The 21,007-nt window shown below is 50.5% G+C and carries 26 protein-coding genes; 7 read left to right on the top strand and 19 right to left on the bottom strand.

Features of this window, described 5'->3' with window-relative positions; translation table 11 throughout:
* The first annotated feature begins 111 nt into the window (after window positions 1–111).
* From flhA to Q0775_RS08215, 4 genes are read left to right on the top strand one after another with little or no spacing between them, the layout of a single operon-like run.
* Entirely contained in the window at window positions 112–2,190 is a 2,079-nt protein-coding gene (flhA, locus tag Q0775_RS08230; RefSeq protein ID WP_298859145.1) for a flagellar biosynthesis protein FlhA, read from the top strand.
* The gene (locus Q0775_RS08225; RefSeq protein WP_298859143.1) at window positions 2,187–2,960 is read left to right on the top strand and encodes a flagellar biosynthetic protein FliR; all 774 of its coding nucleotides are present in this window, start codon (window positions 2,187–2,189) and stop codon (window positions 2,958–2,960) included. Before flhA ends, Q0775_RS08225 begins: the two co-directional genes overlap by 4 nt.
* Window positions 2,957–4,039, top strand: a complete 1,083-nt coding sequence (locus tag Q0775_RS08220; protein WP_298859141.1) for a flagellar biosynthesis protein FlhB — start codon at window positions 2,957–2,959, stop codon at window positions 4,037–4,039. The genes Q0775_RS08225 and Q0775_RS08220 overlap by 4 nt, the downstream gene beginning before the upstream one ends.
* Window positions 4,036–4,440, top strand: coding sequence for a hypothetical protein (locus Q0775_RS08215; RefSeq protein ID WP_298859139.1), 405 nt, complete (start codon window positions 4,036–4,038; stop codon window positions 4,438–4,440). The genes Q0775_RS08220 and Q0775_RS08215 overlap by 4 nt, the downstream gene beginning before the upstream one ends.
* 6 nt (window positions 4,441–4,446) lie before the next feature.
* Here the strand turns inward: Q0775_RS08215 and Q0775_RS08210 are convergent, their stop codons facing one another.
* From Q0775_RS08210 to Q0775_RS08170, 9 genes are read right to left on the bottom strand one after another with little or no spacing between them, the layout of a single operon-like run.
* A complete protein-coding gene (locus Q0775_RS08210) occupies window positions 4,447–4,974 on the bottom strand; it encodes a flagellar basal body-associated FliL family protein (protein WP_298859138.1) in 528 nt (175 codons plus the stop codon).
* Between the two features lie 14 nt (window positions 4,975–4,988).
* Complete coding sequence (gene flgH / locus Q0775_RS08205; protein WP_298859136.1) at window positions 4,989–5,723, bottom strand: flagellar basal body L-ring protein FlgH; 735 nt, start codon at window positions 5,721–5,723, stop codon at window positions 4,989–4,991.
* Window positions 5,724–5,727: 4 nt separating this feature from the next.
* Window positions 5,728–6,147, bottom strand: a complete 420-nt coding sequence (gene flgA, locus Q0775_RS08200) for a flagellar basal body P-ring formation chaperone FlgA (protein ID WP_298859134.1) — start codon at window positions 6,145–6,147, stop codon at window positions 5,728–5,730.
* Window positions 6,147–6,932 carry a flagellar basal-body rod protein FlgG gene (gene flgG, locus Q0775_RS08195; protein WP_298859132.1) on the bottom strand — a complete coding sequence of 262 codons (786 nt, stop codon included), beginning with the start codon at window positions 6,930–6,932 and terminating at the stop codon, window positions 6,147–6,149. The genes flgA and flgG overlap by 1 nt, the downstream gene beginning before the upstream one ends.
* Before the next feature lie 20 nt (window positions 6,933–6,952).
* On the bottom strand, window positions 6,953–7,672 hold the full coding sequence (locus tag Q0775_RS08190) for a flagellar hook-basal body complex protein (protein ID WP_298859130.1): 720 nt from the start codon (window positions 7,670–7,672) through the stop codon (window positions 6,953–6,955).
* Window positions 7,673–7,674: 2 nt separating this feature from the next.
* Window positions 7,675–7,944, bottom strand: a complete 270-nt coding sequence (locus Q0775_RS08185) for a flagellar biosynthetic protein FliQ (protein WP_298859128.1) — start codon at window positions 7,942–7,944, stop codon at window positions 7,675–7,677.
* Window positions 7,944–8,234: a flagellar hook-basal body complex protein FliE gene (fliE, locus tag Q0775_RS08180; protein WP_298859126.1), complete on the bottom strand. Its 291-nt coding sequence runs from the start codon at window positions 8,232–8,234 to the stop codon at window positions 7,944–7,946. The genes Q0775_RS08185 and fliE overlap by 1 nt, the downstream gene beginning before the upstream one ends.
* 44 nt (window positions 8,235–8,278) lie before the next feature.
* Entirely contained in the window at window positions 8,279–8,671 is a 393-nt protein-coding gene (gene flgC / locus Q0775_RS08175; protein WP_298859124.1) for a flagellar basal body rod protein FlgC, read from the bottom strand.
* Between the two features lie 11 nt (window positions 8,672–8,682).
* Window positions 8,683–9,069, bottom strand: a complete 387-nt coding sequence (locus Q0775_RS08170; RefSeq protein WP_298859122.1) for a FlgB family protein — start codon at window positions 9,067–9,069, stop codon at window positions 8,683–8,685.
* Between the two features lie 80 nt (window positions 9,070–9,149).
* Here Q0775_RS08170 and Q0775_RS08165 point away from each other — a divergent pair, with 80 nt between their 5' ends.
* Window positions 9,150–10,487: a FliI/YscN family ATPase gene (locus Q0775_RS08165; protein WP_298859120.1), complete on the top strand. Its 1,338-nt coding sequence runs from the start codon at window positions 9,150–9,152 to the stop codon at window positions 10,485–10,487.
* Here Q0775_RS08165 and Q0775_RS08160 read toward each other — a convergent pair.
* The 6 genes from Q0775_RS08160 to Q0775_RS08135 form a co-directional block, all read right to left on the bottom strand.
* Entirely contained in the window at window positions 10,484–11,275 is a 792-nt protein-coding gene (locus Q0775_RS08160; protein WP_298859118.1) for a DUF1217 domain-containing protein, read from the bottom strand. The two genes, Q0775_RS08165 and Q0775_RS08160, sit on opposite strands and share 4 nt — an antisense overlap.
* Window positions 11,275–11,679, bottom strand: a complete 405-nt coding sequence (gene flbT, locus Q0775_RS08155; protein WP_298859117.1) for a flagellar biosynthesis repressor FlbT — start codon at window positions 11,677–11,679, stop codon at window positions 11,275–11,277. Before flbT ends, Q0775_RS08160 begins: the two co-directional genes overlap by 1 nt.
* 13 nt (window positions 11,680–11,692) lie before the next feature.
* On the bottom strand, window positions 11,693–12,046 hold the full coding sequence (gene flaF, locus Q0775_RS08150) for a flagellar biosynthesis regulator FlaF (RefSeq protein ID WP_298859115.1): 354 nt from the start codon (window positions 12,044–12,046) through the stop codon (window positions 11,693–11,695).
* Between the two features lie 77 nt (window positions 12,047–12,123).
* Entirely contained in the window at window positions 12,124–12,966 is an 843-nt protein-coding gene (locus Q0775_RS08145) for a flagellin (protein ID WP_298859113.1), read from the bottom strand.
* Between the two features lie 256 nt (window positions 12,967–13,222).
* Entirely contained in the window at window positions 13,223–13,576 is a 354-nt protein-coding gene (locus Q0775_RS08140) for a flagellar biosynthesis protein FlgN (protein WP_298859111.1), read from the bottom strand.
* Window positions 13,566–13,844 (bottom strand): rod-binding protein, encoded by a 279-nt coding sequence (locus Q0775_RS08135; protein WP_298859109.1) that lies wholly within the window; start codon window positions 13,842–13,844, stop codon window positions 13,566–13,568. The genes Q0775_RS08140 and Q0775_RS08135 overlap by 11 nt, the downstream gene beginning before the upstream one ends.
* A gap of 119 nt (window positions 13,845–13,963) precedes the next feature.
* On the opposite strand from Q0775_RS08135, the gene Q0775_RS08130 reads away from it, so the two are divergent.
* On the top strand, window positions 13,964–15,967 hold the full coding sequence (locus Q0775_RS08130; protein ID WP_298859107.1) for a flagellar hook-length control protein FliK: 2,004 nt from the start codon (window positions 13,964–13,966) through the stop codon (window positions 15,965–15,967).
* A 9-nt stretch (window positions 15,968–15,976) separates the two neighbouring features.
* The gene (locus Q0775_RS08125) at window positions 15,977–16,654 is read left to right on the top strand and encodes a flagellar hook capping FlgD N-terminal domain-containing protein (protein WP_298859105.1); all 678 of its coding nucleotides are present in this window, start codon (window positions 15,977–15,979) and stop codon (window positions 16,652–16,654) included.
* Here the strand turns inward: Q0775_RS08125 and Q0775_RS08120 are convergent.
* From Q0775_RS08120 to Q0775_RS08105, 4 genes are all read right to left on the bottom strand, one after another.
* The gene (locus Q0775_RS08120; RefSeq protein ID WP_298859101.1) at window positions 16,651–17,979 is read right to left on the bottom strand and encodes an FAD-binding oxidoreductase; all 1,329 of its coding nucleotides are present in this window, start codon (window positions 17,977–17,979) and stop codon (window positions 16,651–16,653) included. The two genes, Q0775_RS08125 and Q0775_RS08120, sit on opposite strands and share 4 nt — an antisense overlap.
* A complete protein-coding gene (locus Q0775_RS08115) occupies window positions 17,976–18,794 on the bottom strand; it encodes an ABC transporter permease subunit (protein ID WP_298859099.1) in 819 nt (272 codons plus the stop codon). The genes Q0775_RS08120 and Q0775_RS08115 overlap by 4 nt, the downstream gene beginning before the upstream one ends.
* Window positions 18,791–19,663, bottom strand: coding sequence for an ABC transporter permease subunit (locus Q0775_RS08110; RefSeq protein WP_298859999.1), 873 nt, complete (start codon window positions 19,661–19,663; stop codon window positions 18,791–18,793). Before Q0775_RS08110 ends, Q0775_RS08115 begins: the two co-directional genes overlap by 4 nt.
* Before the next feature lie 192 nt (window positions 19,664–19,855).
* On the bottom strand, window positions 19,856–20,983 hold the full coding sequence (locus Q0775_RS08105; RefSeq protein ID WP_298859097.1) for an ABC transporter ATP-binding protein: 1,128 nt from the start codon (window positions 20,981–20,983) through the stop codon (window positions 19,856–19,858).
* Window positions 20,984–21,007: the final 24 nt, after the last annotated feature.

Below are 21,007 nucleotides of genomic sequence, written 5' to 3'. Positions count from 1 at the left end.
CTAAGCTAAGTATGCCGGTAGAAAAATTTGAAATCTTAATTTTAAAGAAGTTTATAAATGTCCTGTATAATTATACTCTGAATACCTATTCAATTAAGAGAACATTATAATATGAAATTCTCAATCAGCTCATTTTATCAGCCTACTGTGTTGTTGACCGTTGGACTGATGACAATCATCGTAATGATGGTACTTCCTATGCCAGCTTGGATCTTGGACATTGGCCTTGCAGCTTCTTTTGCCTTGGCGATTCTGATGTTCACAGTGACGCTCTTCATTGAGCGACCACTCGACTTTTCAGCTTTCCCTACAATTCTACTGGCTTCTTTGATGCTCCGACTATCACTAAACGTTTCCTCAACTAAGTTGATTATCGGTGAAGGTCACACTGGAACAGATGCTGCAGGAGAAGTAATTCAAGGATTCGCTCAATTTGTCATGGGCGGATCTATTTTTCTTGGTTTGGTAGTGTTTCTCGTGCTTCTAATTGTAAACTTCATGGTCATTAACAAGGGTGCAACTCGAATGGCCGAAGTTGGAGCACGTTTCGCTTTGGACGGGATGCCAGGGAAACAAATGGCGATCGATAGCGATATGTCGGCAGGCGCAATCACTCACACCGAAGCGAAAGAGCGTCGTAATCGTGAACAGCAAGAAACCACCTTCTTCGGGTCACTTGATGGAGCGTCAAAGTTCGTAAAGGGAGACGCGATCGCAGGACTTCTAATTACTTTGTTAAACTTGGTTGCTGGACTCATCATGGGGACAATTATACACGGCATGCCCCTTAGTGCTGCATTCGAAACCTATGCAATTTTAACAGTTGGGGATGGGCTTGTCTCTCAGATTCCAGCTGTAATTATTTCAATTGCATCTGCTCTTTTGCTCGCTCGTGGGGGTGCCCAAGGTTCCACTGATCTCGCAGTCTTCGCCCAGTTGAGTAAACATCCCGCAGCTCTTGCAACCGTAGCCTGCTTAATGGCCCTATTTGCATTGGTGCCAGGTATGCCATTTTTACCTTTTATTGCCGGAGCGATCGGTCTCGGATATTTATCTTATCGCATGTACCAGAAATCTGAGGAACCAACTGCAGACAACGGCGACACAGACGCCGAACCGGTGCCACGTGAAAAGCCACTTGGCGATATTCTGGAGCTGGATGACATTCATGTCGAATTTGCACCAGATTTAGTGGGTATGGTACTTGATCCAGGTACAGGTCTCGATGCGCGAATTCTAAATATGCGAACACATGTTGCATCTGTTTTCGGGATTATCCTTCCTGAAATACGACTAACCGATAATCCAAGCCTTCCCAACGGCACCTATCTATTGCGCATCCAAGGGGTCGAGCAAGCTCGCGCTATTCTCAATCCAAATCAAGTTCTCGCGCTCGCTCCTGAAAACCTGGATTTATTACCCTCCGGTATTGATACTGTTGAACCCGTCTATGGTGCGCCAGCCCGCTGGATTAATCAAACAGATGAGGAAGATGCCGCAATAGGAGGCATCACCCTTGTAACTCCAGCCGAAGTACTTGCCACCCACCTGCTCGAAATCGTGAAGCGTAACTTTCCACGCTTATTAACACTTAAATCTCTCCGCCGCTTACTGGACGAGATGGTCAATATTTCCTCACCAAGACGCGCTGAAGCTAACCGCAAACTTCTCGACGAATTAATTCCAGACAAAGTACCAATTGATATTCTTCATTCGGTTCTGCGTTTGTTGTTGGCCGAGCAGGTGTCAATAAGAAATCTTCCGCTTATCCTTGAAGCGACGGCAGAAGCGCGAGGTCATAATGCGCTGCCTGAAGCAATTTGCGAGTTGGTTCGCCAGCGCTTGGGTTTTCAATTAGTGGCTGAGGTGCGACGCGAGGATGGCACTCTCCCCCTCGTACAACTTGCGCCAGAATGGGAGGAAACCTTTAATCTTTATCAAATAGATGCCGATAGGGGGCTTGATATTGCACTTCCACCTGATTTGTTTAATCAACTAGCAGACGGTGTTTCACAAAAAATAAATGACGCCAACCAAAATGGAATTTTCCCTGCCGTCGTGACTAACACACGCCGCCGCCGCTTTTTGCATACAGTATTGCGCGCCAAAGGCATAACATCTCCGGTACTTTCATTTGAGGAAATTGGTTTAGACGCACGGCCCTCTTTGGTGGGTATTGTCCCCGCATGACTCAGGCGTTGGCCGAATTGCTGCAACTGTCCGACGCGTTTCTTTGGCAAGGATTCGTCGTTTTTTTGAGAGTCAGCGCTTTGGTAAGTTTACTGCCTGCGTTTGGCGAGCAGTCTGTTCCAGCCCGTGTAAAGCTTGCGATCGCACTTGCTTTTACCCTGATTATAGCACCCGCTGTAGCTGATCCAGCGCGGTCCATTCAGCTCGAAACAATCTTGTGGATATCAGTGACCGAGATTTTGGCTGGTTTGACTTTAGGTGTTGGTATCCGGCTTTTCATATTGGCTTTACAAACAGCTGGCTCAATCGCAGCGCAATCAACGTCACTCGCTCAAATCCTCGGCGGTGCCGTGTCAGAACCAGTGCCTGCAATGGGTCACATACTTGTTATGGGCGGGTTGGCCTTAGCTGTAATGACCGGATTACACGTGCGCGTTGCCGAAATGATCATCTTCTCTTATGATATGTTGCCAATGGGCCGATTGCCCAGCGGGGTCGACCTGGCCGAATGGGGTGTCGACCAAATTCGCCGTGCGTTTTCGCTGGCATTCACTTTTTCAGCACCCTTTGTCATTTTGTCAGTCCTCTATAATGTCGCTTTAGGCGTTATTAACAAGGCGATGCCACAACTCATGGTAGCTTTCGTTGGTGCTCCAGTTATTACTGCTGGCGGCTTGATGCTCTTGTGCCTCTCTGGCCCCCTTTTACTTGAAACTTGGCTAAGTGCGCTCAACAGCTTTATCGCTAACCCACTGGAACCTGTGCAATGAGCGAAGAAGATGAAGCCGACAAGAGCTTCGATGCGACGCCGCAAAAGCTTCTAGACGCGCGCAAAAAAGGTGACGTTGCCAAGTCTAACGACCTTCTTACTGCAAGTGGATATTTTGGCCTTCTCACAGCGCTGCTCGCGTTTGGGGGAAATATCTTGGACAATGTTGGAACCGCTTTGATGACTTTGCTCGACCAGCCAACAGAACTTGCGACGCTATTTTTTAACGGGAGCGGTTCTGCTCCCGCAGGTGGAATCATGCAAACCATAGGATGGAGCATCGCGCCAGTCTTTGCACTCCCCGCCGTTGGTGTGGTTCTTGCCATGTTTGCACAACAGGCATGGGTTTTCGCACCTAGTAAGCTTGAACCAAAACTAAACCGTATTTCTATCGTAACAAACGCCAAGAATAAGTTTGGTCGTGACGGTATTTTCGAATTCTTCAAAAGTTTCTTGAAGTTAGTAATCTTCTCCTTGTGTCTTGCGCTATTCATTCGATTATGGCTGTCAGATATGATTGGCGTCCTTCAGACAAATCCCCAAACTGCTATCGCACTTCTTGCTAAGATCTGCACAGGATTTCTGACCGTAGTTGTAATAGTATCTGGTGTTATCGGTGGTGTTGATGCTTTGTGGCAGCACGCATCTCACATGCGAAAAAACCGTATGTCTCGGAAGGAAGTGACCGACGAGACGAAAAACAGCGAAGGCGATCCCCATCTTAAACAGGAACGCCGTCAACGAGCGATCACTGCTTCTCAAAACCAGATGATGAAGGATGTCCCTGAGGCAGACGTTATAATCGTAAATCCAACGCACTATGCCGTTGTACTTAAATGGAGCCGTCTTCCAGGAGAGGCCCCCGTTTGCGTCGCAAAAGGAGTGGACGAGATTGCTGCAACAATCCGGCGGATCGGTGCGGAAGCTGGAGTACCAATTCACTCGGATCCGCCAACTGCTCGTGCTCTCCACGCAGCCGTCGACATAGGATCTCAAATTCGGCTAGATGATTACGCCCCAGTCGCTGCAGCTATTCGTTTTGCTGAAGATATGCGCCTGCGCGCCAAGAAATCCATATGAGCAAACTTAAGGACCTTCTCGAAATGAAGAATGTTGTCGATATTAAGTATCAACAACAACGGGAAAGCTTTGCGCACCTTTTGGCCCAAGAAGGCCAGCTGCGCAAATCGCTACGACAACTTGACGTGCATTTGGCTGAAAGCAATAGCAGGGAAGACAAATCACGGAAGGCGATCGGTGCAGATGTTCTGTGGCAAGCTTGGGTAGGGCGGAAGAAGCGTGAGCTGAATATGCAACTCGCTCAGGTACTCGCAATGAAAGAGCGCCATGTCGCACAAGTACGCCAAGCTTACGGCAAGGTCATTGTTACTACCGCGCTGTGTACACAAATAAAAACTACTGAATCAAAAAAAGAGGCGCGGTCTCAACTGAACCGCGCCATCGACTCGACGTTGTTCTGAGTAAAGTCAGTAGTCCTGGCGTGCTATTTCGTTTATCAGGACATCCTTAGCAATGTCCTTTCCTAGGTCTTTTTGCGCTACTTCTTTAAGGGCACTGCGTAACCGTGCCAAAATATGACTATCAGTAAAGTTGCCATCAAACCCGCCAATATTCGCGTGATCAAATAGGATCTGTAAAAAACTGTCTCGCAGTTTTGGCTCTCGCATCAGGACTGTATCGGTTTGGCCTGCTGGCACCTCAAGGCTAAGCGCAAGAACAACAAGGGCCACGACCCGTTCACCCGCAACAATCGGTATGACAAACTGGTTGCTGAGTGGAACGTACTCGTTATCTCCTCCCCCAGTGTCTTCATTCTTATTTTTTACATCTTGAACATCGTGATTAATTGCCTTTGTTACACCTTCTTCGCCACCGTTACTCGCGGCGGTTTGCTCAACTTTCGCGGGCGTTTCGGGTCGCAGAAAAATACCAACGCCGACGCCTACAGACGAGCCAACCAACAATAGAACAAGTGGAAGTATCTTTTTTAACATCTTGGAATCCTGACTTAAAACGGTAACACGGCATCGATAACTTGTTGACCAAGCCGTGGCTGCTGAACATCACTAATCTGTCCGCGCCCACCGTATGAAACACGCGCAGAAGCAATTTTGTCGTACGTGATTTCGTTTTGACGCGACACGTCCTCGGGTCGAACAAAGCCGGTCACCAAAAGTTCACGGAGCTCAAAATTTACACGAAGCTCTTGACTGCCTGAAATAGATAAAACTCCATTTGGAAGAACGTCGATCACTGTCGATGCAATCCGCAATTCAAGTTTTTCATTGCGCTTGACCGATCCGTCACCAGATGAGCTGCTTTGGGAAGTTATCCCAACGAGCTCACTTGAGGAGGCCCCTTCAGGAAGCCTAGAATCTAAACGCTGGGGCAGGCCAAACAGTCCTGGCACACTCAAGTTTTCACTGCCCGAGCGGCTCCTGTCAGATGAATTAGAGATTTCTGCCTTTTCATCAATTTCAATTACGACCGTTAAGATATCACCGCGAACTACCGCGCGGCGATCCCCCAATAGGGACGCGCGGGATGGGGACCAGAGAGAAGCAGCATCAACCGGTTTTTGAGCAATCAAAACAGCAGGTAGCCCTGGCTCAATCATGGCCCGCGCTTCTGGTGCTTCTGTCGCGGGCGTAAAGCTTGGAGGGCTGCCGATGTGATCCATGCGCGCGCATCCCACAGTTGTACCTAAGACTAGCAAACTGCCAATTTTGAGTATTCTTTTCATGGGTTCAATTCCTTACTTCTATCGTACCATCGTCCAAAATTTGGCCAAACAGCGTCGCACGCGAGCCAAGGTTCATGACACGTATGCGGTCACCAATCGCGCCTCGTTCAAGGGCACGACCTTCGGTGCTGATGTTTATGCCGTTTGCACGATACCTAAGACCGACAATTTGGTTTCGGGTAATGACAGCTGGCGGACCGATGTCACCGATCAAAATTGGCCTGCCAGCATATAGTGCAACCCGAGCTTCTTGTCCGATCACGTCCGACAATCGAGCAAAACCAGTCACCAAATCTCCGGCCGCGAACGTGACGTCCATTTCGGTAATAATTTGATTGGGTCTAATCGTACGCGACGACACAACCGTGTCTGCAAACACTGGAAACGCAAAAGCTGCAGCGGAAACTATGCTAAACGCTCTCATTAGCGCACCTGCGTCGTGGCACTCATCATCTGATCGACTGCAGAGATGACTTTTGCGTTCATTTCGTAGCCGCGTTGCGCCTCGATCAGATCGGTAATTTCTCGCACAGCATCAACGGAGCTTGCTTCGAGATATCCCTGTCTTAGCGTTCCCAAGCCATCTTGCCCTGGCGAAGAAACAAGTGCAGGGCCAGAGGCTTCGGTCTCAATAAACATATTGCTTCCAATCGCTTCAAGTCCTTTGGAATTGGTGAATCCGGTTAAAGTAAATTGCCCAAGCAGCTGACCGGCGGTAGCCTGATCAAAATAGGCATACACCTCACCGTCAGCATTAATGGAAATACTACGTGCATCCGCAGGGATCGTAATCTCGGGACCAACCGGGAAACCTTCAGAGGTTACGATCAGACCCTCACCTGTCCGTTTCAAAGATCCATCTCGAGTATATCCTGTTTGTCCATTGGGCAACGTCACCTCAAGATACCCCAACCCCTCGATCGCGACATCCAGATCGCCCTGCGTTGCCGCGAGCGAACCTTGCTGTAAGTCCATACTCACTGCAGAGGGGCGCACCCCTAGCCCAAGTTGTACGCCCGTCGGCAAGACGGTACCATCTGACGCGTTGACCGAACCAGCACGCGCCATTTGCTGGTAGTGCAAGTCGGCGAATTCAGCACGCCGGGCATTGTATCCGGTGGTGCTCATATTCGCGAGGTTGTTAGAAATCGTTTCGACCCGCATTTGCTGGGCCGTCATTCCCGTAGCGGCAATCTTGAGGGCTCGCATAAGCTCTCTCCTTTTTTTGATTATGTGGATTCTGTAAGAGTTTTGACAGCAGCACGAACACGCTCGTCTTCAGTTTTCAAAAAACTCTGACCCATCTCATAGGCGCGCTGGACTTCGATCATCCGCGACAATTCCAGCAGGGGATTTACGTTAGAACCCTCAACAAAACCTTGCAGGACGCGGGCTTCTTCGGTTGGCTCATCGCCTGCATCAGCGCGGAACATTACGCCATCCTCACGCACCATGTTCAGCGGTTCCAAAGGGCGCACTAGTGCCATCTGACCCAAAGGAGCGCCATTTATGCTAAGTGTACCATCGGATGAAACAGCAAGTGTACCAGCTCCAGCAGGTACAAACAGAGGTGCGCGTCCTGCATCCAATACCGGAAATCCGTCCGGCGTAACCAACTGACCTTCAGCATTTGGAGAGAACGCCCCTGCACGGGTCAGTCGGTCCCCCATAGGTGTCTGGACGACAAAGTATCCGTCCCCCTCAATTGCAAAATCATAAGTCCCGTTTGTCTGGCTTAATCCACCTTGTTCATAAGAAGTTTTGCCAATGTTGCCCTGGCCCATCGATAAAGACGCACCCCCATCAACGGATTTAACATACTCGGAGAAAATAACTCCTTCCGCACGAAAACCCGTCGTTGCCGCGTTGGCGATGTTATTTGCCACTACTTGCATTTCGCGCTGCAAACCTGATTGTCGGCTGAGGGTGATATAACTGGTGCTTTCCATCTTTATCCTCCGATGATGAGCGGGATTATTTGATCGTGGAAGAACGAAACAAGCGTGTTGGTCATGAAATGCATCGACATCCAGAAAACGACGGCAATCGCCGCCAGCTTGGGGACAAATGTAAGCGTCATTTCCTGAACAGAAGTCAGAGCCTGGACCAGGCCAATCGACACACCGGAAACAAGCGCTGCTACAAGGATCGGCAGCGAGATCACAAAAGCGACCCAAAGACCTTGCCGCATGGTGTCAAAAAACACCATTTCGTCCATCATCAGACAGGCATCCGCAAGATTTCTTGGTATGCTTCTACAACTTTGTTCCGCACATTGACTGCTGTCTCGACCGCAAGTTCAGTTTGTGCCAATGCCTGAACCAGCGCATGTGGATCTGCATTGCCCATCATTGTTGATTGCGCAATTTGCTCTGATTTTGCGAGTGTCGAAGCGAAATCCCCTGCAATATCACGCAGTGCTCCAACAGCTCCGACATCCCCTTCAGCTGGTGTAGTCGCCGGCTTTGCGGACGTGTAGTTTTGTATGGCAGAAAGTGAATTCAATTCCATTCTGGAACTCCTTTATTGAGTTGGTTCAATTGCCGACAAGCACCTTAACGGCGCAAAAGTTGCATCAAGCTGCTCGACATTTTTCTCGCTTGATCGAACATTTTAAGATTGGCTTCGTAGCTACGCTGGGCTTCACGCGCATCCGCCAGTTCAATCAAAAGGTTCACATTGGAACCAGAGTATTGCCCTGCTTCATCCGCAAGCGGATGGGCAGGATCATAAATTTTTGATAGTTCAGATTTATCGAGACTAACGCGCCCCACTTCGACCGTGGATACACGCTCCCCCTGATCCAAAGCAGTTTCAAATGAGATTAGCTTTCGCCGATACCCAGGAGTGTCTGCGTTAGAAATATTCTCAGAAAGATGACGCAGACGTTGAGCTTGCGCTTGCATGCCGCTCGCAGAAACAGAGCGGGCCGATGAAAAATCAGACATTGAACTATCTCCTAGCGGGTACGGATTGCAGAACGAAGCACATCAAGCGCCGATTTATAGATCGCTAAAGAACGGTCATGATGGCTTTTGGCTTCGGCGGCCTTAAGCAACTCCGCCTCTAGAGACACAGTGTTATCATTCGGATTGTCACCGCCGCGCACGTCAGTACCGCTCATCTGTTGAACATTTGTAGTGCCATGTAGATGTCCGTCCCGCGACGCACGTTGATGCCCTGCTCCTTCTGCTGGGGCATATAGCGATGCGAAGGGTGGCATTTGCTTGCCCACGTATCCTGGTGTGTCGGCATTCGCCACATTTTGGGCGATCAACGCCTGACTCTGTCCAGCATGTCGGGCCATGGCCGATGCTGTTTTGAAGACTGTTAAATTTTCGAACATTGGGATTCTCCCTACTGCGGTTTCATCAATGCTTAAGGGTGATTCCTTTAGAAACAGTGAGCAGCTAAAAAAGGGATGCTATGATGAGTACATCACTGATCGATGGGCTAACGGCCCATATTGCCGACTTACGCTCTGTTCGCCCGGTTGGTAAAGTGAGCCGCGCGGACGGTGGTGCTTTGCATATCAATGGTCTGGCCAATGAGGCATCCATCGGGGATGCCTTACTCGTTTACCGTAAGAGAGGCGCACCCCTGCGAGGGGAGGTCGTTCAAATTGTTGGTGATACCCTTGTTATGTTGGCCGAAGAACCACCAGAGGGCGTCGGTTTGAATGACCGTGTGACCCTGTTCTCTCCAAGTATCGTTGCCCCTTCAACAGAATGGTTGGGTAGAATCGTTGATCCCGATGGTAGACCGCTAGATGGTAAACCTCTGTTGCGCGGCCCCACTTCGCGCCGCCTGCTTTGTCCCCCACCAAACGCTGCAGATAGACGCCCGTTTGGTCCCCGTCTAAGCACAGGTTTGGCCGTCACAAATACGATTCTTCCGATTGTTCAAGGACAGCGTATTGGTCTTTTTGCCGGCTCTGGCGTTGGAAAATCGAGCCTACTTGGTCAATTTGCACGACATATGACCGCCGATGTTGTCGTCATCGCTATGATTGGAGAACGCGGTCGGGAATTACGCCACTTCGTGGATGATGTATTGGGAAAAAAAGGTTTGGCGCGATCTGTCGTCGTCGCAGCCACATCAGACCAATCGCCATTACTTCGCCGACGGTGCGCTTGGACAGCAATGGCAGTGGCAGAATACTATCGTGACGCCGGTCACTCAGTTCTATTTCTCGCAGATTCTATTACACGCTTTGCAGAAGCACACCGGGAAGTTGCCGTCGCTGCAGGTGAAGCGCCAGTGTTGCGAGGATATCCACCTTCGACCACACACCTCATTACATCGCTGTGTGAACGTGCCGGGCCTGGAATGGGTTCACAAGGCGACATTACCGCTCTGCTCAGCGTTCTTGTGGCTGGATCAGATATGGATGAGCCCATTGCAGATATCCTACGTGGCGTTCTGGACGGGCATGTCGTTCTTGATCGCGCGATCGCAGAGCGTGGGCGCTTTCCTGCGATCGATGTCCTGCGTTCCGTTTCGCGCAGTTTACCTGCTGCTGCGACTAAGCGTGAAAACGCACTACTCGCACATATGCGCAAAATGATCAGCCTATATGACAGTAATGCAATGATGATCCGCGCAGGTCTTTACACACATGGTAGCGATTCAGACATCGATAAGGCGATCTTGCTCCATCCCGAGATTGAGAGCTTTTTAGCAAAAGAAGAAATGGATGATGCGCAACGCAGCTTTAGTCAGCTTGAGCTCCTATTACGCCGCGGAGGTGTTGGCCTTTCCTAGAATCCGCGAAGAAGAGTTAAGGCGACAGCGTTGGAGGAAAAGTTACTGTTAAACTGCGCAATTTGATCACGGACGACGTATTTCGTGATGAGATCCTGAACCAACTCTGGATCACTAAAAATACTCAAATCGTCCGATCCAAATTCTTTCTTCGCCTTTTCCTTAAAAACACTCAATTGCTGATCGAGATCAATCTGACCAAAGGCAGTTGGCAAGTTGAGCGCTTTTTCAAACAATTGACGCAACGGGGGCTCTCCCATCAGAGTGAACCATTTTGCATCATTTGACATGTCTTCTTGCGCTAGAAGCCCCATTTCGCGCTCCGCATAGAGTGCAAAGCGCATTGACTCGTTTTGTTGACCAGCAGCAACTTCGAATTCGATCCGTTCATATCGGTCTATGATTGCCTCAGCAAAAACTGGCTCCCCAACTTTGAGAAACTCTCCAGGACCAAATCCGAACGCCTGCGACATTTCCTTATAGCGTGGATCACTGAAGCGGTTCGCTAAAGCATCATCATTGACCGATCCTTCCTCAAGAATCTTCCGGATGAAAAACTGACTGTTTATATCATCTTGCAAACCGAAAGCGCCTAGCGCGACAGTCAACAGACGACGATCCCCTACCAAGCCTTCAGCAGTCTCAACCTTCCCGATATTTTCACGAAAATAGTCACTGCCGCGCTGAAGCTGAGTGCTTTGTGTGAATGCTTTGAATTGGTTGTCATACGTTTGCTGAAGAAACCGCCAGCCGCCCAATCCACTTATAGGAATAACAGGCTGAAACACTAGCTTGGCCTTACGGCCATAAGCCGTTCTTCACGAGGCAATAGCGCACGTAGCGCCTTAAGTGTGCGGTAATGCTGCTTCTCGATAACGGCTTGGCTCGCTTCTGCCAACATCTGGCGGCTATCAGGATCAGTGAATACCTGACTCAGTTCTTCAACCTGGCGCAATAAAGGGAGATGCGCACTCTCAGCATCCTTATCGCCAGATAAAACCAACTGCACGGCAAATAGGGCACGGCGCACTGGCGTTTTCGCATCTTCGGGGTGAATAGCATCTCGAAGCCTAAGAATTTTTGCATCCGGTGTCATAATGGCAAGACGGCTACGGCGGTCTCCATTTTCAATAACGGCGCCATTGATAAGTACGCGCTCCTTGGGACCCAATTTAAGAACAAGACCACTCATGTTGGATTCCAATCTATTTCAAGCCACGCAAAATGGCAGTGTTTACCTCAACGAGCGGTGTTGCTGACTCTTCGCGAGCAATAACCCGGCGAGTGTGATGTTCGGTGAATTCAGCGAGATAGATAAGACGTGCCCGCAAATCGTCCGGGAGTAAATTTCCTGGGTCGGCAACATCAATTGCGAGCTTGCGCCAAAGCGTGCGATTTTCGTGCATGGCGTGAATAAGCTTGTTAAAGTCTTTTGCCTGAATAGCCGAAGTCATACGCGATGTAATGCGTGCGATTACGTCATACTCCGCACGTCGTGCTGATTTCAGTGGCGCGGCCGTTGGTGCATAACCGCGGTGGGCAAGTGTTGTTGCGTTCACAGGGTATCCCTACTCTTTAATGGCTGTATCGGGGGCGCGCGTTGCCGCGCCCCCAAAAGGTTTCAGAAACCCAAACCTTAACGGAAGAGTGACAGGATGGTCTGTGGCGCCTGATTGGCAATCGACAGCGCCTGAACACCAAGCTGCTGCTGTGTTTGCAACGCTTGAAGTTTTGCGGATGCCGCCTCCATATCCGTATCAACAAGAGAGCCAATACCGGAAGTAAGAGCGTCCGATAGTTTGGACACAAAGTTGGACTGATCATCCAGACGCTTAGCCGAAGTACCCAAAGCTGCCGCACCAGTAATCGCAGCTGTCAGCATTGTTTCAAGCTCGGTATACGTCGTTGCAGCATCAGCAGTATCCGCTGTCCCTGTCAGCGTGATGTCTGTGACAGACGCTTCCAAGTCCGCTGTTGCAACGTCAATCGTAGTAGCAGTTGCAGCACCACCACCGACACGGTTGATTGAACCAACAACAGACAGACCCGTTGCCCCGTTGCCGTCAGTATCTGTCGCCAACAGGTTAATACCATTGAACTGAGACCCTGCAACAATCGAGTCAAGCTGCGACTTTTTGGCAGTCATCTCTGCGTCGATCTGCGTGAAGTTGGCACCTTCGGATTGTGCCGAAATTGCCAGTGCTTGCATTTCTTTGATCGTTTCGACGATCAATTCTGCACCCGCACTTGCCACAGCGATAGCGGACTGACCGGTTGCAAGACTATCAGACACAGCGTCCAAACCAGATACGTCGGATTCCATCACTTTGGAGATGGCCCAGACAGATGCGTTGTCCTTGGCTGTCGCGACTTCTTTACCCGTCGAAATAGCGTTTTGCGTATCTGTCAGGTTGGAATTGATCGATTTCAGAGTTTGCAATGCAACCATTGCGCCGTTGTTTGTATTAATGCTCGACATTGAAGCATGTTCCTTTCGTATCGATGCTTTGCACCGGAGTGACGTCCTCACGTGTGTGGGACAGGAATGCCATTCTGACCTGTGCAGTTCCGGACCTCCAAAAACTGCGCCACCCGAAATCGGATGCATCGCCAACATGCCCTTTTCAGACTTTCCAAAATCTTAATTCTGTCATTCTGTCTGTCGGGCATTTTAATAAATTGGCCTGCGTATTGCTGTACCCAGGCCAAGAAGCATTGTCTTTGTGAGCGAAAGGTCAGGCCCGTTTTTCGACCTTGGGCGAACTAGGCATTTCAACACTTTGCTTGCGGCCCTGCGCATCATAAGTATCAAGCGCTGAACGCACCTGACGCAAGGCAGCAAGACGTGCTGCCACGGCCCGAATTCCATCCAGCGCACCATCAAGTAATAATTGATTGCGTTGTAATTTACCTTCCAAAGGTGTGATCTGCTCACGATTGCCACTTACATCCATAAGCAAAAGCTCAACCAGCTTTTCCTTCACAGGCAGCAAACTACCCAAACCTTCAAGATCGCCTTCAAGAAGAAATGCGCGTTCCTGCTCTAGTACGCTATCGAGTTGTGAAAAGTCTGTCATTTCAAGTGTCATTTGTTTGCTCCTTCAAAGCATCGAAAAGAGATTGTGCCAGTCCGATACCGCCACCTTTCACAATATGTTTTGCCTGCTCTTGGACCAGAAATGAGCTGAACTGATCTTCACCAGCCCCTCCACCAAAGCTTTCGCTGGTTTTGCCGAGCCCGGCAGATTGCAGCATTTCGGCAAGAAACGCCGCCTCAAGATTCTGGGCAGCCTCCATCAGCGCTGCATCGCGCGTAGGCAGCGCAGCTACTTGAGTGGGAGGGGGAATCGATATCATCAGAAATACTCCTTAAATTGCATGGATTTTTCTGATCATGGGTACAAAGCGGTAAACAACCGGTAAGGAAGGGTGTGGTTAGTAGATGCAGATCGAGGCAGAATCCCGAAAGGCGCTATATGACCACTCCGATTCCATCAGGCGTCCTCATCGGGACCGGGCCGCAAATCCATGCTACGCCATTGGAGCACAACGCATTGCTGCCGAATGCTGAAGGTTCGGATTTTGCCAGTTTGATGATGGTTGCATTATCCAAAAATGACGAAGCGCCCACAGAAGACATTGAGGTGGCACCGCAGTCCAACATGCTGGAAGGGGAGGTCAACAGCCCTCCTACTATTGATGACCAGACCAATAACCCAAAGCGATTAGATCCGCCGATCGTGAATAGTGGAGCCGCTGACAATAGAGAATCAGAGCGCACTCGACTACAGTCAAATGCAACGGAACAAGTTTATAATCTGAGCCAAGAACAACTTTTTTCACTCGCTGTAGCGCTACCGGCGCCACATTCGCTTCCTTCTATGGGCTTCAACGCGCCAAATGGACGACTTGAGAAGCAACCATCGGCTGACACACCAGCAATCGCCAACCAGCCCCAATTGTTAAGGGTTTTGCGTGATGTTGAAGCCCCCTTACTCCCGCAAATTTCAGCAAAAAGACGTATCGTTGCTCCTGACGCTCAAATTTCACCTTTAGGCAAAGAGTCGACAGGAACTCCCAACCTCTACAAAACTTCAGAAACAGATGTGCCAACAAAAATGGATGGAGCCGCCTTTAAACAGGCAACTTTTGATCCGGTTGGCCGGACCACACTTTTAGCATCGCTCGGACCATCAATCTCTAGTGGCGAGCCGAAAGGTCAGCATGTGGCAAGCGTCGCTTCCCAACGCATAGCTGCAACGGGACCGGCACACCCGAACCAGATTGTAGACACTCAGGCAGAAGCGGAGCCGAACCCGCAAAACGTAAAGACAGTCCAAACTGCGTTCTATCCGACCCCCGAAGCGAAAATGGTCAACACAAATTCCCAACGCTTGGCTGCAATGGAGCCGATACTTCCAAACAATATTGTAGACGCTCAGGCACAAGCGGAGCCGAACCCGCAAAACGTAAAGACAGCCCAAACTGCGTTCTATCCGACCCCCGAAGCGAAAATGGTCAACACAAATTCCCAACGCTTGGCTGCAATAGTGCCAGTACTTCCAAACAATATAGGAGACGCTCAGGCACAAGCGGAATTGAAGCGAGAAGCTGCGCCCGTTATGCTGCAGTTGACCGCTGAAATGGATGTAAAACATGCCGCGCAGACAGGGCAAACTGCTCTACATTCAATCCCCGGACCGCGTACGGCAGGGGCGGCTATAAATCGAGCAGAAGTTGTCCAGATGGGGTCAACGGGAACCGTAAAAGGTGAAGAAAAATCCGCGATGCATTCATCTGAAAAAGGAGCTGGCATTCTCAATAGTGAATCAAGAGACTTGTTCGTACAAGAGAGGCACAGTGCGCCAATATCACCATCGGCGCTATCACACCCGACATCGAAACCAACTAATATGGCAGCAGTGATTTCAAACTTAGGTACTCTCACTTCAGCTATTGGCAAAAATGATCCTGCTGTTTCACTCCTTACATCATCTGATAAGTCCGAAGTCTTCAGTTGGGAGGGTGGGCGCATGGCCCAAGCAGCATATAGCAACATGGTGCCATTGAGGGTAGACGTAGCACCGCAGATTGCACGACAACTGGTTGAAGTCATGGCTCAAGCTTCGAACCGGCCTGTTGATATCGCTCTTTCCCCCGATGAATTGGGACGCGTGCGAATGTCAGTGCGCACCGATGATGGTGCTGTCACTGTTCATATTATCGCAGAGCGTGCGGACACACTCGATTTGATGCGCCGTCACATTGACCAGTTGGGGCAAACTTTCCGCACCATGGGGTATGAATCGATCACATTCGCATTTGGCTCTGGCGCCGAAAATGAGGCGGATCCTGATGCGCGTCAGAGCGATTCAAAATCTGATGCAAGCAACCATTCTACGTCAGCAACCGATCGCACCGAACCCGCAATGATTAATCTTGACCGCTCGCCATCCACTGGCGTCGATATTCGTTTGTAAGGAAAAAACATGATCTCTCCCACACTCACATCCTCGGCTGGCACTACCGGTTCTGGAGCAGCTTCTGCATCATCACTGCCCACACAGTCTGCGCTCTCGTCAGACTTTGAAACCTTTATTAAAATGCTCACGACACAAGCAAAATATCAGGATCCACTGGAACCACTAGACAGTTCCGAATACGCAGCGCAATTGGCTCAATTCTCAATGGTAGAGCAGCAGGTGCTTTCCAATGATTTGCTTTCTGCACTTTCCTCACAACTGGGCACTGGCACTATGGGTCAAATGGCCGAGTGGATCGGTATGGAGGCGCGGACAACGGCACCAGTTCCTTTCGACAAGGCCCCGATTACGGTAATGCCCACACCACCAGTGGGCGCACAAAGCATGGAATTGGTCGCATATGACGCAAATGGGCGTGAAGTGGCGCGAAACGAGATGCCCGTTTCCAATGATCCTGTGGTCTGGGCTGGCGTACAACAGGGTGGCACCGCTCTCCCATCAGGATTATATCGCTTTGAGGTAGAGGCAATAGGCACGGACGGCAACACGCTGCCTGCGACCCAAGCAGAAACATATGCTCGAATTGTCGAAGTCCAAACACTTGGCACAGAATCGCGTGTTGTGTTTGAGGGCGGCGCCGAAGCGCCTGCAAACAGTATAACAGCACTGCGTGAGGCGATTTAAAAATCCGCTAGCATGAGGCCTGCATAAGCAAGTGGCATCGCAGCACGGCGCCAACTGCCCAATTCGAACTTACGCAATGGTTTTTGCATTGGCTCAGGATAAAGAGCATCTGGCGCTTTGCCCTGCACAAGCTGAGCGAGCAGAGCGCCACTGTAGCTTCCCATGGCGACACCATTGCCGTGGTAACACATCCCTGCCCATAATCCCTTGGTGTCAGGCACGGGGCCCACGAAGGGCAGCAAATCGCGCGCAATACACACCATACCTGACCAGTGATGCGTCGCCTCCACATCTCGCCAAGCGGGAAACATTGAATCAAAGTCGCTGCGAATCTTCTTGTTGGCCCTTGCTTCCGCGGCCGCCCCCGTCAGCAGTCCTCCACGCATCCCGAACAGGAAGCGGCGATCTGGCATCAGTCGGAAATAATGCAACAGATGTCTGGTGTCATAAGCCATCTGATCAGTGGTCCATCCAGCAGCTGCCACCTCATCATCACTCAAAGGACGTGTCACGATCACATTAGACTGACCAGGAAGGTATCGCCCTGCAAGCCAAGGAGGGACGTCCTCTGATGAATAGCCATTGGTCGCGACGATGATCTGATCCGCACGCAACTTATGAGCATTAACGCGCAGGACCCAGCCATCGACTTGGCGGGTTAGTTCGGACACAGCGCTTTGCTCGAAAATCTGCGCGCCGGCTGTTTCAGCAGCACAGGCCAAACCATTCACATACTTCCGAGGGTTCAAGCCAAAGCCCGCTTTGATCGTCAGCGCCCCATAAAACGGGCCGGCCATTCCTACCGCAGCAAGTTTTTCTTTGCGAAGAAGGGTGTGTTGAACACCATAATTTTCATGCACTGCTTCTCCCGATGCCTCTAGGTCTACCATGTCTTTTGGACGGTGTGCGAGGGATGTCTCTCCATCGGAGTGACGATCCACATCAATTCCAAGCTCGTCAATCAGACCTTCGACATACTGGATGGCCGCAAGCTCTGTGCGCCGAAAATCAATCCGACCTCTGAGACCAAAACGCTTGTCCAGAGCCGCATCACTGTCGATGCCACCTCCCAAACAACAAAAGCCACCGTTGCGCCCCGAAGCACCCCAACCAACATGATTGGCGTCCAGAACCGTAACGCTTATCCCTGCCCGCGCCAGATGAAGTGCCGCTGACAGCCCTGTAAACCCTGCCCCGATAATTGCGACATCGGTGCGCAAACTTTGGTCGACAACGGGGCGCCGTTCCACATCGCTTGTCTCATCCCACCAGCATCCCGCGCGGGGCCCCTCCCCATAGGCATACGCATCAAAAATCCGTTTCATGCAGTCCGCTCAGCAGCCTGCGCATCCTTTTGCGCACGAATCGAACTACGCTTGGAAATCAGGGATGCCGTGATGACACCAATAGTCACAATCCCGATCATCAATGTAGAGAGCGCGTTGATTTCAGGCGAGACACCGAGACGCACCGCGCTCCAGATCTTGATCGGCAGAGTTGTCGAGGAAGGGCCAGAAACAAACGATGCGATCACCAAATCATCAAGACTGAGCGTGAAGGCCAGAAGCCAGCCAGAGATCACTGCAGGTGCAATGATCGGTAAGGTTACAAGGCGGAATGCGTCAAATCTGTTACAGCCCAGATCGAGGGCGGCCTCCTCTAGCGAGCGATCAAAACTGACCAGCCGCGATGATACAACAACAGAGACATAACACATCGAAAAGGTCGTATGCGCCAACACAATTGTCAGCACCCCACGATCCAACCCGATCCCGATAAAGAGCAATAGTAACGACAGACCTGTGATAACCTCGGGCATCACAAGCGGCGCATAGATCATGCCAGAGAAAAGAGTGCGCCCGAAAAATCGGCCTGAGTTCACCAGGACATAAGCCGCCATTGTTCCAAGGACAGTTGCGAAGGTTGATGAGATGACTGCAACTTTTATCGTGACCCATGCCGCATTGAGGAAAGCCTCATCGCGCAAAAGCTCACCGTACCATTTGGTCGAAAAACCCGCCCAGACCGTGACAAGTTTGGAGGAGTTGAAACTGTAGATTACCAGCAAGATCATTGGCAGATACAAAAATGCAAATCCGAGCGTGAGTGCGGTGATGTTGAACGGGCTTAGGCGTTTCATGATTCCGCCTCCGCTTGTTTTTGCTGGTTCTTTTGAAACAGCACGATTGGAATAATGAGGATCAAAAGCAAGATGACCGCCACAGCAGAGGCAACAGGCCAATCGCGATTGTTAAAGAACTCTTCAAACAATATTTTTCCGATCATCAGCGTGCCAGAGCCACCAAGTAGCGAGGGGATCACAAACTCACCCAGCGCAGGAATGAATACCAAGAAACATCCAGCTATGATGCCATTCTTGGATAGGGGGATCGTCACAAGCCAGAAGGCAGACAGGCGCGAGCAGCCAAGATCTTCCGCCGCTTCGATCAGGCTGTCGTCCATCCGGTCAAGGGCCGCATAGATCGGAAGGATCATGAAGGGCAGATATGTATAAACGATGCCGATATAGACTGCGGTATTGGTGTTTAAAATCGTCAGCGGTTCGGAAATCAAACCGGTCCACAATAAAAACTGGTTCAACAGCCCTTCATTACTGAGGATGCCAATCCACGCATAAACGCGGATCAGAAAAGAGGTCCAGAAAGGTAAGATCACAAGCATCATCAATGTGGCACGCCATTCCTGAGGCGCACGCGCCATAGCATATGCCATCGGATAACCGACAAGGAGGGTCAGTACAGTCGAGATCACTGCAATCTTGAGACTGCTAAGATAAGCTTTGTAATAGAGGGCATCAGTGGTCAGAAAGACGAAGTTCTCAAAATCGAGCCCTTGGATCAGTGCGCTAAACCCGTCTTTCACCGTTGGAGTATAAGGTGGGATTGCCAATGCAATGTCAGACAACGAAATCTTGAAAACGATCAAAAACGGCACCAGAAACAGCGCCAGAAGCCATGTGTATGGCACCGCGATCAGGGCTAGCCCCAAAACACGTAGTTTAAAATGTAATGGAAGGATCAACCAAGAGATTGCCGCCAAAGCCAACAAACCTACTGAGGGAAGATAACTAGCAAGGCCTGAACCGTTGAAAGTCGCCACAGCAAAAAATGCGATCAAAGCCGAAATCAAAAGGCCTGAAAACCAAAAAAACAAAACAAGAGTGGAGGCCTGACGCATTCTTCAGTGCTCCAACAGCACGCCGGCAGTGGTCGTCCAGCGCACCCAAACCTTATCTTCCCACGTAATATCACGACGCGAGAGGCGGCGGGTATTGGCAGTCTGCGCCTTGATGATCTGACCATCAGGCAGCTTCACATGATAGGTACTCAGGTTCCCAAGATAGGCGATGTCCAGAACTTCACCCTGCACGGCATTCTCGGCCTCTTCTGGCTTGTCCTTAGTAATGCTGATCTTTTCGGGTCGGATCGCAAGAAAGCAATCTTGTCCTTCGGTGAAGGGGCGGTCCGAATTCGCCACAATCGGCGCTTGGTTCACACCCCAATCGACATAGTATTTGTCCTTGCCCGCCGCCTTTGCCGTCCCTTTGATAATGTTCACATCACCGATGAAATCCGCGACGTAAACGCTGTTGGGTGCTTCATAGATGCCGTCAGGGGTCGCGACCTGAATGATCCGCCCCTCGTCCATCACAGCCACACGGGAGGCAACAGTCATCGCCTCTTCCTGATCGTGGGTAACGATGACGAATGTGGTGCCCGTCGTTTCCTGAATATCCATCAGTTCAAATTGGGTATCTTGACGCAGCTTCTTATCCAGCGCACCCAACGGCTCATCCAACAACAGCAGTTTAGGCGCTTTTGCGAGGCTACGCGCGAGGGCCACACGCTGGCGTTGCCCCCCTGATATCTGGTGCGGCTTGCGGCGGGCAAATTTCTCAAGACGGGTAAGTTTGAGCATCTCGGCAACGCGAGTGTCGATCTCATCCTTGGCAAGTTTATCACGACGCAAACCAAAGGCGATATTCTCGTAAACGCTCAGATGCGGAAACAGCGCATAGGATTGAAACATCATGTTGACCGCTCGCTGGTTCGGCGGCACATCTGCTATATCCTGACCAGCAAGCTCAATCGTTCCCTCTGTCACTTTCTCAAACCCTGCGAGCATCCGCATCATCGTCGTTTTGCCACAGCCAGACGGCCCAAGAAGCGCAAAAAACTCTTGAGCATATATATCTTGGGTCAAGTCGTCGATCGCAACGAAATCGCCAAAGCGTTTGGTCACGTTCTTGAACCGGATCAGTGGTTTTTCCTGCGGGTCATTCCACGGGGCGAAAACAGGTATGCTCACGAATGATATTCCTTGCGCACGAGG

Origin of the sequence: uncultured Sulfitobacter sp. (assembly GCF_947499945.1) — a bacterium.
Classification (GTDB): domain Bacteria; phylum Pseudomonadota; class Alphaproteobacteria; order Rhodobacterales; family Rhodobacteraceae; genus Sulfitobacter.
The sequence above is the reverse complement of the archived record's forward strand: the minus strand, read 5'-3'. Positions and strand labels throughout refer to the sequence as shown.

Bases quoted from the DNA above. Each gene is read 5' to 3' on its own strand.
- Q0775_RS08190 (WP_298859130.1), bottom strand. From the start codon at position 7,672: ATGGAAAGCACCAGTTATATCACCCTCAGCCGACAATCAGGTTTGCAG.
- Q0775_RS08125 (WP_298859105.1), top strand. From the start codon at position 15,977: ATGATCTCTCCCACACTCACATCCTCGGCTGGCACTACCGGTTCTGGA.
- flgA (WP_298859134.1), bottom strand. From the start codon at position 6,147: ATGAGAGCGTTTAGCATAGTTTCCGCTGCAGCTTTTGCGTTTCCAGTG.
- flhA (WP_298859145.1), top strand. From the start codon at position 112: ATGAAATTCTCAATCAGCTCATTTTATCAGCCTACTGTGTTGTTGACC.
- fliE (WP_298859126.1), bottom strand. From the start codon at position 8,234: ATGGAATTGAATTCACTTTCTGCCATACAAAACTACACGTCCGCAAAG.
- Q0775_RS08170 (WP_298859122.1), bottom strand. From the start codon at position 9,069: ATGTTCGAAAATTTAACAGTCTTCAAAACAGCATCGGCCATGGCCCGA.
- flbT (WP_298859117.1), bottom strand. From the start codon at position 11,679: ATGAGTGGTCTTGTTCTTAAATTGGGTCCCAAGGAGCGCGTACTTATC.
- Q0775_RS08225 (WP_298859143.1), top strand. From the start codon at position 2,187: ATGACTCAGGCGTTGGCCGAATTGCTGCAACTGTCCGACGCGTTTCTT.
- Q0775_RS08210 (WP_298859138.1), bottom strand. From the start codon at position 4,974: ATGTTAAAAAAGATACTTCCACTTGTTCTATTGTTGGTTGGCTCGTCT.
- Q0775_RS08140 (WP_298859111.1), bottom strand. From the start codon at position 13,576: ATGACACTTGAAATGACAGACTTTTCACAACTCGATAGCGTACTAGAG.
- Q0775_RS08130 (WP_298859107.1), top strand. From the start codon at position 13,964: ATGACCACTCCGATTCCATCAGGCGTCCTCATCGGGACCGGGCCGCAA.
- Q0775_RS08215 (WP_298859139.1), top strand. From the start codon at position 4,036: ATGAGCAAACTTAAGGACCTTCTCGAAATGAAGAATGTTGTCGATATT.
- Q0775_RS08135 (WP_298859109.1), bottom strand. From the start codon at position 13,844: ATGATATCGATTCCCCCTCCCACTCAAGTAGCTGCGCTGCCTACGCGC.
- Q0775_RS08220 (WP_298859141.1), top strand. From the start codon at position 2,957: ATGAGCGAAGAAGATGAAGCCGACAAGAGCTTCGATGCGACGCCGCAA.
- flgC (WP_298859124.1), bottom strand. From the start codon at position 8,671: ATGTCTGATTTTTCATCGGCCCGCTCTGTTTCTGCGAGCGGCATGCAA.
- flgG (WP_298859132.1), bottom strand. From the start codon at position 6,932: ATGCGAGCCCTCAAGATTGCCGCTACGGGAATGACGGCCCAGCAAATG.
- flgH (WP_298859136.1), bottom strand. From the start codon at position 5,723: ATGAAAAGAATACTCAAAATTGGCAGTTTGCTAGTCTTAGGTACAACT.
- Q0775_RS08115 (WP_298859099.1), bottom strand. From the start codon at position 18,794: ATGAAACGCCTAAGCCCGTTCAACATCACCGCACTCACGCTCGGATTT.
- Q0775_RS08165 (WP_298859120.1), top strand. From the start codon at position 9,150: ATGATGAGTACATCACTGATCGATGGGCTAACGGCCCATATTGCCGAC.
- Q0775_RS08120 (WP_298859101.1), bottom strand. From the start codon at position 17,979: ATGAAACGGATTTTTGATGCGTATGCCTATGGGGAGGGGCCCCGCGCG.
- Q0775_RS08185 (WP_298859128.1), bottom strand. From the start codon at position 7,944: ATGATGGACGAAATGGTGTTTTTTGACACCATGCGGCAAGGTCTTTGG.
- Q0775_RS08145 (WP_298859113.1), bottom strand. From the start codon at position 12,966: ATGTCGAGCATTAATACAAACAACGGCGCAATGGTTGCATTGCAAACT.